Below are 2,604 nucleotides of genomic sequence, written 5' to 3' on the forward strand. Positions count from 1 at the left end.
GGCCCGCCACCGGCCAACCCGGCTGCGGCTGGTCCCCGCCCGGCTGACCACCGGGGAATCCGCCCGGCTGAGAACCGGGGTAACCCCCCGGCTGGCCGGGGTAACCGCCGGGCTGACCCGCGCCCGGGTAGCCGACCTGGCCGGGGTATCCGCCGGACTGCTCGCCACCGGACCAACCGCCACCCGGACCGGGCTGCTGCTGCCACCCACCCGGGTAGCCACCGGGCTGCCCCGGGTTGCCCTGCGGGGCCCAGCCCTGCTGCGGGCTGCCGTACAGTCCGGGCTCCTGCTTGGGCTTGGGCACGTGGTAGAGCCGCCGCCAGACGGTCCAGACCACGTACGCCGCCGCGCCGAACAACGCCACCCAGGCCGCCCGGACGAGGACGCCGGTCAGGGCGTCGAAGATCTGTGCCTCGGCCAGCCGGCCGACCGTCCAGATCAGCAGCGTCAGGCCGCCGAGCACGACGCTGACCGCGTACTCGACCAGGGCCACCTGCGTGATCAGCTTCGCCTTGCCGACCACCGGGGCGAGGTGGGTGGCGAGCAACACCGCCAGCAGCGGCAGGACGATCGCCTCCAGCCCGACGAAGGCGAAGAACGCGCTGCCCGCCCGGCCGGTCACCGTGCTGTAGGCACCCTGCGGGGTGACCAACCGGATCAGCGCGACGAAGAGGAAGACGGCGTTCGCGCCCAGGAGCACGAGGGCGACGAGTTCCCGAAGCGGCCCGGTCACCTGACGGGCCGGGGTCGGTTCGGTGGGCGGTTGCTCCACGGGGCTGGTCACGGACTCTCCCTGGGGGCGAAAGCGGACAGGTGCCGACGTGAGCCTAGTCTCCCCGGACGACTGGCCGACGGAGGCGTCACGTAGGCGAGGATGGGCTGATGCGTGTCGTGGTTCTGACCGGCGGAATCGGGGGTGCCCGGTTCCTGCTCGGGGTGCGTGCGTACGCCCGTGAGGTGGGTGCCGAGGTGACCGCCGTGGTCAACGTCGGCGACGATCTTCGCCTGCACGGGCTCCGGGTCTGCCCGGACCTGGACAGCGTCATGTACACCCTCGGCGGCGGGGCGGACCCCGAGCGCGGCTGGGGTCGTACCGGCGAGAGCTGGACGGTCAAGACCGAGTTGGCCGCGTACGGTGCCGAGCCGAGCTGGTTCGGGCTCGGCGACAAGGACCTGGCCACCCATCTGGTACGCACCACCATGCTCGACGCCGGGTACCCGCTGCACCAGGTGACCGACGCGTTGGCGACCCGCTGGCAGCCCGGCGTACGCCTGCTGCCGGCGACCGACGACCGCCTGGAGACGCACGTCGTGGTGACCCCGCCCGACGAGGCCGGCGACGGCACCGACGGGCAGCGGGCGATCCACTTCCAGGAGTGGTGGATCCGGTACCGCGCCCAGGTGCCGACGCACCGGTTCGTCTTCGTCGGTGCGGAGGCCGCGAAGCCGGCGCCCGGCGTGACGGAGGCGATCGCCGACGCCGACGTGGTGCTGGTGGCACCGAGCAACCCGGTGGTCAGCATCGCGCCGATCCTCGCCGTACCGGGCGTGCGGGCGGCGCTGACCGGCGGTCCGGCCCCGGTGGTCGGGGTGTCGCCGATCATCGGTGGCGCGCCGGTACGCGGCATGGCGGACCGGTGCCTCTCGGTGGTCGGTGTGCCGTGCACCGCCGCCGGGGTCGGCGGGCTGTACGGGAGCCGGGCCGGCGACGGCCTGCTCGACGGATGGCTGGTCGCCGAGGAGGATGCGGACACGGTGGTGCCGGACGTGACGGTACGCGCGGTGCCGCTACGGATGACCGACGAGGCGGCGACGGCGGCGATGGTCCGCGCCGCGGTGGAGTTGACGTGAGACTGGAGATCCTGCCGGTGCCGGGCATCGGCCACGTGACCGAGGGCGACGACCTGGCGGCGCTGATCGGAGGCGCGGCACCCTGGCTGCGCGACGGCGACGTGCTGGTGGTGACCAGCAAGATCGTCTCGAAGGCGGAGGGGCGGCTGGTGGACGTACCCGCCGACGGCCCGGACCGGCAGGCCGCCCGCGACGAGGTGCTGGCCTCGGAGACGGTCCGGGTGGTGGCGTCACGCGGCCCGACCCGGATCGTGCAGACCCGGCACGGCTTCGTGATGGCGGCGGCCGGCATCGACGCCTCGAACGTCGACAAGACCCGGCTGGTGCTGCTCCCGGAGGACCCGGACGCCTCGGCCCGCGCACTCCGCGCCGGCCTGCGGGCCCACAGCGGCGTGAACGTCGCCGTGATCATCAGCGACACCATGGGTCGGCCGTGGCGCAACGGGCTCACCGACGTGGCCCTCGGCGTGGCCGGGATGGACGCGATCCGGGACCACCGGGGCGAGGTCGACCCGTACGGCAACGAGCTGGTGCTGACCCAGATGGCCGTGGTCGACGAGTTGGCCGGCGCGGGCGAACTGATCAAGGGCAAGTGCGACCAGATGCCGGTCGCGGTGGTCCGGGGCTACCTCACCGCGGGGCAGGACGACGACGGCGACGGCGCCCGGGTGCTGGTGCGGGACGCCTCGATGGACCTCTTCTCGCTCGGCACCGCCGAGGCCCGGGCGGCCGGGCTGGCCGACGCCGCACACC

The 2,604-nt window shown here is 73.8% G+C and carries 3 protein-coding genes; 2 read left to right on the forward strand and 1 reads right to left on the reverse strand.

All coding sequences use genetic code 11. The features are described 5' to 3' along the window. A partial coding sequence (locus EYA84_RS30305; RefSeq protein ID WP_201272527.1) for a hypothetical protein occupies positions 1-784 on the reverse strand: 784 nt, incomplete at its 3' end. Between the two features lie 98 nt (positions 785-882). Here EYA84_RS30305 and cofD point away from each other — a divergent pair. Then, the gene (cofD, locus tag EYA84_RS30310; protein ID WP_131057637.1) at positions 883-1,851 is read left to right on the forward strand and encodes a 2-phospho-L-lactate transferase; all 969 of its coding nucleotides are present in this window, start codon (positions 883-885) and stop codon (positions 1,849-1,851) included. After that, positions 1,848-2,604, forward strand: a 757-nt coding sequence (locus tag EYA84_RS30315) for a coenzyme F420-0:L-glutamate ligase (protein WP_131057639.1), incomplete at its 3' end; no start/stop codon positions are given. The genes cofD and EYA84_RS30315, both read left to right, overlap by 4 nt.

The organism is Verrucosispora sp. SN26_14.1 (genome assembly GCF_004307965.1).
Classification (GTDB): domain Bacteria; phylum Actinomycetota; class Actinomycetes; order Mycobacteriales; family Micromonosporaceae; genus Micromonospora.

What these genes read in the sequence shown, in the direction of transcription:
- cofD (WP_131057637.1), top strand. Translation starts at nt 883, where the DNA reads ATGCGTGTCGTGGTTCTGACCGGCGGAATCGGGGGTGCCCGGTTCCTG.